The organism is Erythrobacter sp. MTPC3 (assembly GCF_042854385.1).
Lineage (GTDB): Bacteria > Pseudomonadota > Alphaproteobacteria > Sphingomonadales > Sphingomonadaceae > Erythrobacter.
This window is the reverse complement of sequence record NZ_BTGP01000023.1, coordinates 1-6,309: the sequence shown is the minus strand read 5'-3', so window position 1 is coordinate 6,309 and position 6,309 is coordinate 1. Positions and strand designations below refer to the sequence as shown.

Here is a 6,309-nt window from a genome sequence, read left to right as displayed (position 1 = left end):
CCTGGTCATGTTCGTGATGATCGACCGCCTCTCGAGCTTCTACAATAATCTCAACATGCTCTACATGACGCTCATGATGGCATCGCCGATGGTGGTGATGATGATCGTCGCGATGCCCGACATGTTTCCGTCCAGGCGTCTCAATATGCTGCTGCTCCTCGGATCGGCGGTCGCCTTCTTCGGGAGCTTCGGACTCATCCGGACCCAGACGACGATCGACGATACCGCCTTTCTGCGCTCGATGATTCCGCATCATTCGGGTGCCATCCTGATGTGCGAGCAGGCCTCGCTGTCCGATGCCGAGATCCTCAAATTGTGCGGTGAGATCATCCGGTCGCAGACGGCGGAAATCGACCAGATGAAATCGATTCTCGCGAGAAAATGACCCGGCCTTTCCAATTGGCGTCTGCCGGCTGCCGGCGCTCCGGCGGCGTTGAACGATACGCGTCCTGATTGCCGGCACAGCGCGCGGATCGGGCACGTCGACATTCGTCATGATGGATCGGGATACCGAACATGCCCGCGACAATGCAAAACGGCTCCTTCGCCGGCGTACGCTTCGCAAGCAGTTGGTCGGGGCGCACGATCTCTTCGGAGAGCCGGCATGGGAAATGCTGATCGATCTCTTCATTCACGAATGCGAGCGCAAGCCGCTTTCGATCAGCGCCGTGTGCGTGACGGCCGGATTGCCGATGAGCAGTGCGCTTCGGCTGATCCAGAAACTGTGCGACGCCGGGCTTGTCTCGCGCATCCCCGACCCGGTCGACGGACGCCGATGCTACATCCGGCTGGATCCCCCGCTCATGCAGCGGCTGCGAGCCTATTTCAGCGCGGGCGATCTTTAGGCCGGGGCCATTGCCCGGGCCACCCCGAGGTGACCCGGACCTTTCTCACTTATGCCGGCTGCATATCATAGCCGGCCGCGCGGATCGCCTCGACGAATTTGGCGCGGTCGTGGCTGCTCTCGATCGTAACCCGGCGCGCCGGAATATCGGGCACCACGCGGGCGTCGGCATCGATGCTGTGGATGGCCTTCGTGACCGACCGCGCGCAACCGCCGCACGTCATGCCGGGAATGTCGAATTGGATCATCTTGGAACCTCCGGTTTCTGCTGATGATCCGGATATGGGGTTTCCAACGATGGCAAGGTCAATGGGTCGGACGCGCGTTTTTTACCGCTTGACCTTCCCATCGTTGGAAACCCCACATTCTGTCTCAACGAATGAAACCGGAGAATTTTCGATGTCCGATGTGATGGAGTTGAAACAGAGCACGGGTGGCGATGCGCCCGCCGCGGAGCAAGAGAAACTGAGCGTTGCGGTCGCCGGGATGACCTGCGCCTCATGCGTCGGGCATATCGAAAAGGCGATCGGCAAGCTCCCCGCGGTCGCCGGCGTCAGCGTCAATCTCGCGACCGAACGCGCCGATGTGACCTTTGCGGGCACGCCCGATCCGCTGGCGGTGGTGCAGGCAATCGAAGAGGCCGGTTATGCGGTGCCCGAAATCGAGGTCGAGCTCGGGGTCGAGGGCATGACCTGCGCCTCGTGCGTCGGCCATGTCGAAAAGGCGCTGAGGGCGGTTCCCGGCGTTGCCGCCGCAAGCGTCAATCTCGCGACCGAACGCGCCAGCATCCGGTATCGCAGCGGGCTTGTCGCGCCGGCGGATCTCGAAGCCGCGATCCGCCGCGCCGGCTATACGCCGCGCCGGCTCGAAGCCGATGCCGCCGCGCCCGACCGCGAGGCCGCGGCGCGCGAGGCCGAACTCACGGGCCTTCGTCGCTCGCTGCAACTTGCCGCGGTGCTGGCGCTGCCGGTGTTTCTGCTCGAAATGGGATCGCACCTCGTGCCGGCCGTGCATGATTTTGTCATGGCCACGATTGGCATGCAGACGAGCTGGCTGATCCAGTTCGCGCTGACGACGCTGGTGCTGTTCGGTCCCGGCCTGCGCTTTTTCCGGAAGGGCATTCCCGCGATCCTGCGCGGGACGCCCGACATGAACTCGCTCGTCGCACTCGGAACCAGCGCCGCCTGGGGTTACTCGCTCGTTGCGACCTTCACCCCCGGCGTGCTTCCTCCCGGCACCGCCAATGTCTATTATGAAGCGGCGGCGGTAATCGTCGCGCTGATCCTGCTCGGCCGCTATCTGGAAGCCAAGGCCAAGGGGCGGACGTCCGAAGCGATCAAGCGGCTTATCGGATTGCAGGCCAAGACCGCACGCGTCATACGCGACGGGGCGGTTGTCGACGTCGCGCTCGCCGACGTCGTCAGCGGGGATATCGTCGACGTGCGTCCCGGCGAGCGCGTACCGGTCGATGGCGAGGTCGTCGACGGCCAGTCCTGGGTCGATGAAGCGATGATCACCGGCGAGCCCGTGCCGGTCGCCAAGGCTGCGGGCGCCGAGGTTGTCGGCGGCACGATCAACACGACCGGTGCCTTTACCTTCCGCGCGACCAAGGTCGGTGCCGACACATTGCTCGCGCAGATTATCCGGATGGTCGAGCAGGCGCAGGGTTCGAAGCTCCCCATCCAGGCGATGGTCGACAAGGTGACCGCCTGGTTCGTCCCCGCGGTGATGGGAATCGCCGCGCTGACCTTCCTGATCTGGCTCGTCTTCGGGCCCGACCCGGCGCTGACCTTCGCGCTGATCAACGCCGTCGCGGTACTGATCATCGCTTGCCCGTGCGCGATGGGGCTCGCCACGCCGACGTCGATCATGGTCGGCACCGGGCGCGCCGCCGAACTCGGTGTGCTGTTCCGCAAGGGCGAGGCCCTGCAAACGCTGCGCGATGTTCGCGTCGTGGCGCTCGACAAGACCGGCACCCTCACCAAGGGCCGCCCCGAACTGACCGACCTCGAACCAGCGAGCGAATTCGAATATGATGAGGTGCTGGCACTCGTCGCGAGCGTCGAGACCCGGTCCGAGCATCCGATCGCCGAAGCGATCGTCGCGGCGGCGAAGGCGCGGAACCTGATCCTGGCATCGCCCACCACGTTCGAGGCTACGCCCGGTTATGGCGTGTCGGCGCGGGTCGGCGAGCATGATGTCGAGGTCGGCGCCGACCGCTTCATGACGAAGCTCGGGCATGATGTATCGGCCTTCGCTGCGAAGGCGGCCGAACTCGGCGCGCTTGGCCGGTCGCCGCTCTACGCTGCGATCGATGGCAAGCTCGCGGCAGTGATCGCGGTCGCCGACCCGATCAAGGATACGACGCCGGAGGCGATCCGCGCGCTCCACAATCTCGGTCTGAAGGTCGCAATGATCACCGGCGACAATCAGGCGACCGCCGATGCCGTCGCGCGCACGCTCGGGATCGACGAAGTGGTGGGCGAAGTGCTTCCGGGCGGAAAGGTCGATGCGCTCCACCGGCTGCGCGCGGGCGGGCGCAAGGTCGCCTTCGTCGGCGACGGCATCAACGACGCACCCGCGCTCGCCGAGGCCGATGTCGGCCTCGCGATCGGCACCGGCACCGATGTCGCGATCGAATCCGCCGACGTCGTGCTGATGTCGGGTGACCTGCGCGGCGTGGTCAACGCGATCGCGCTGTCGAAGGCGACCATCCGCAACATCCAGGAGAATCTGTTCTGGGCGTTCGGCTATAATGCCGCGCTGATCCCGGTCGCCGCGGGCGCGCTCTATCCGCTGAACGGCACGCTGCTTTCGCCGATCTTCGCGGCGGGCGCGATGGCGCTGTCGAGCGTCTTCGTGCTAAGCAATGCGCTGCGTCTCAAGGCCTTCCGGCCTGTGATCGCGTCCGACAGAAGCACGGGAGGAACGCCAGCATGAATATCGGCCAGGCTTCCAGAATGTCGGGCGTCTCGACCAAGATGATCCGATATTATGAGCAAACGGGCCTCATCCCCAAGGCCGCGCGCCATGACTCGGGGTACCGCGATTATGACGAGGCCGACGTGCACCGGCTGCGCTTCGTTCGCCGCGCGCGCGATCTCGGTTTCACCGTCGAGCAGATCGGCGGACTGCTCGGGCTATGGTCCGACCGGAGCCGCGCCAGCGCCGACGTCAAGGCGTTCGCGCTGGAGCATATCGAACGGCTCCGGGAAAAAATGGCCGAGATCGAAGCCATGGTTCGCACCCTCGAGACGCTGGCCGATCATTGCCACGGCGACGACCGCCCCGATTGCCCGATTATCGAGGGGCTGGCGGAGGGCGATGGCGCGCCCGCGGCGGTCGAGCCGCGCGCGCCGCGACGCTTCGGCACGGCTGGCGAGCAGCTCGCGCGGCGGCCGGTCGCCGGTTCGCGCGTGCGCGGGCACTGAGATGATCGGCGCCCGAAAAATGCGAGCCGCTGCGGCGAACATGAGGGATGGCGCCTTGGCATGCGTATCAATAGATGCGCGGGGTCAAGCCGGAAGGCTTGGCCCGGGCGCACGGACAAGAGCGATGAGCAAGACCAGGCATAATTTTCCATCCCTGCCGCATGTCCGCGCCGTCATAGTCGCGGATGCGAAGCCATGACGCGGCTGATCGCTTCGCTGCTCGTCGCGCTTGCCTTGTTCGTGTCGCCGCTGGCGACGTCGAACGCCGCGGCCATGGACCAGATGACGAGCTGCGCGTCGATGGGGTCGGCGTCGAGCTGTCCCGAGAAGAGCCGCAGCGAAAAGCCCTGCGCGCCCGCAGCCTGCGTCAACGTCTGTGCATCGGTTTGCTTCTTGCCGGTCCTCGGCGACCGGCCGTATCCGGATGCCGCGGCAAAGGCCATCGGCCTCGCCCTTCACGAGCTTTCGGGCCTGACCCCCGAAGCTGAACCCCGGCCTCCCCGCAAACACTCCGAGACATAGTCCCACACTATTTTTTCGGAGTTTTGACGATGAACATGTTTTTGATGGCGACCGCCCTGACGGTCGCAACCCCTGCGGCCGCCCAAGCGACCGATCCTCATGCCGGCCACGGCGCTTCGGCGCCGATGGACAAGCCGATGCCGGCGCATGACGCGATGATGGCGGACGGCAAGATGAAGCCCGACGCCGACATGATGGAGCGCTGCAAGAAGATGCACGCGGCCATGGTCGCGAAGGCCGACGGCGCCCCCAAAGCGAAATAGCGCCGGTTCCGGGGCGGCATATGCCGCCCCGGACTACTTCTCCCGAATGAAAACGGCACGGTTGCCGCCTCCTTGGCGGTACCCTTTGCGATGCCGTGCAAAGGACAGACAGACATGACACACACAATGGAACGGCGGATGCTGCTCCGCGCCGGCGCCGTCGGCGCCGCGGGCCTCTCGATCGCGGGGCTGTTTCCTGCCTGGGCGCAAAGCGGAACCCCCGGCACCCTTTCCACCCTCCCGACGCTGACCGGCGAGGATATCCACCTCAAGATCGCGCACAGCCGCTTCACCGTCGGCGGCCGCGCAGGCCGGGCAATCACGCTCAACGGCGTATTGCCGGCGCCGCTGGTCCGGCTCCGCGAGGGCCAGAATGTGCGCCTCCATGTCGAAAACACCCTCGACGAGGAAACCTCGATCCACTGGCACGGACTGATCCTGCCCTTCCAGATGGACGGGGTTCCCGGGATCAGCTTTCCCGGGATCAAGGCACGTTCGCTCTTCACCTATGAATTCCCGGTCAAACAAAGCGGGACCTATTGGTATCACAGCCACTCGGGCTTGCAGGAACAGCTCGGCCATTATGGGCCGATCGTGATCGACCCCGCGGGCGCCGACCCGATCGGCTATGACCGTGAGCATGTCGTCGTGCTGTCCGACTGGACCTTCCTCGACCCGCACCAGCTGTTCAACAAGCTCAAGCAGGAAGGCGGCTATTTCAACCGCCAGAAACAGACGCTGTCCGGCCTGATCGCGGGCGGTCCCGGCGAGACGATGAGCGCGTCCGAACGACTCAAATGGGGCAAGATGCGGATGGACCCCGCCGACATCGCCGACATATCGGCGACGACCTACACCTATCTGATCAACGGCCACGGCCCGCAGGAGAATTGGACGGGCCTGTTTCGTCCCGGCGAGCGCGTTCGGCTGCGCATCATCAATGCCTCGTCGATGTCGATCTTCAACATCCGCATCCCGGGGCTCAAGATGAGCGTCGTCGGGACCGACGGGCAGAATGTCCGGCCGGTGGCGGTCGACGAATTCCAGATCGGGACCGCCGAAACCTATGATGTCATCGTCCGCCCCGACGAGGACCGGGCCTACACTTTCGTCGCCGAATCGATCGACCGGTCGGGCATGGGCCGCGCAACGCTGGCACCGCGCCCGGGTATGGTCGCGGCGGTGCCGCCCTTACGCGAGCGACCGACGCTGACCATGAAGGATATGGGCATGGGCGGCATGGACCATG

At 65.2% G+C, this 6,309-nt stretch carries 8 protein-coding genes; 6 read left to right on the top strand and 2 right to left on the bottom strand.

The genetic code is table 11. The annotated features are described in order from the left end of the window. The first annotated feature begins 1 nt into the window (after position 1). Entirely contained in the window at positions 2–385 is a 384-nt protein-coding gene (locus tag ACGHU1_RS16690; protein WP_157410353.1) for a DUF305 domain-containing protein, read from the top strand. Positions 386–494: 109 nt separating this feature from the next. Continuing rightward, complete coding sequence (locus ACGHU1_RS16685; RefSeq protein ID WP_008831366.1) at positions 495–845, top strand: helix-turn-helix domain-containing protein; 351 nt, start codon at positions 495–497, stop codon at positions 843–845. A 49-nt stretch (positions 846–894) separates the two neighbouring features. Here the strand turns inward: ACGHU1_RS16685 and ACGHU1_RS16680 are convergent, their stop codons facing one another. Further along, positions 895–1,092, bottom strand: a complete 198-nt coding sequence (locus ACGHU1_RS16680) for a heavy-metal-associated domain-containing protein (RefSeq protein WP_008831365.1) — start codon at positions 1,090–1,092, stop codon at positions 895–897. Positions 1,093–1,255: 163 nt separating this feature from the next. On the opposite strand from ACGHU1_RS16680, the gene ACGHU1_RS16675 reads away from it, so the two are divergent. Then, complete coding sequence (locus tag ACGHU1_RS16675; RefSeq protein WP_174302247.1) at positions 1,256–3,784, top strand: heavy metal translocating P-type ATPase; 2,529 nt, start codon at positions 1,256–1,258, stop codon at positions 3,782–3,784. Continuing rightward, positions 3,781–4,275: a Cu(I)-responsive transcriptional regulator gene (cueR, locus tag ACGHU1_RS16670; RefSeq protein WP_019054720.1), complete on the top strand. Its 495-nt coding sequence runs from the start codon at positions 3,781–3,783 to the stop codon at positions 4,273–4,275. Before ACGHU1_RS16675 ends, cueR begins: the two co-directional genes overlap by 4 nt. 173 nt (positions 4,276–4,448) lie before the next feature. Here the strand turns inward: cueR and ACGHU1_RS16665 are convergent, their stop codons facing one another. After that, a complete protein-coding gene (locus ACGHU1_RS16665) occupies positions 4,449–4,718 on the bottom strand; it encodes a hypothetical protein (protein WP_008832339.1) in 270 nt (89 codons plus the stop codon). Between the two features lie 108 nt (positions 4,719–4,826). On the opposite strand from ACGHU1_RS16665, the gene ACGHU1_RS16660 reads away from it, so the two are divergent. Further along, the gene (locus ACGHU1_RS16660; protein WP_008832340.1) at positions 4,827–5,060 is read left to right on the top strand and encodes a hypothetical protein; all 234 of its coding nucleotides are present in this window, start codon (positions 4,827–4,829) and stop codon (positions 5,058–5,060) included. Positions 5,061–5,174: 114 nt separating this feature from the next. Beyond that, a partial coding sequence (locus tag ACGHU1_RS16655) for a copper resistance system multicopper oxidase (RefSeq protein WP_390588807.1) occupies positions 5,175–6,309 on the top strand: 1,135 nt, incomplete at its 3' end.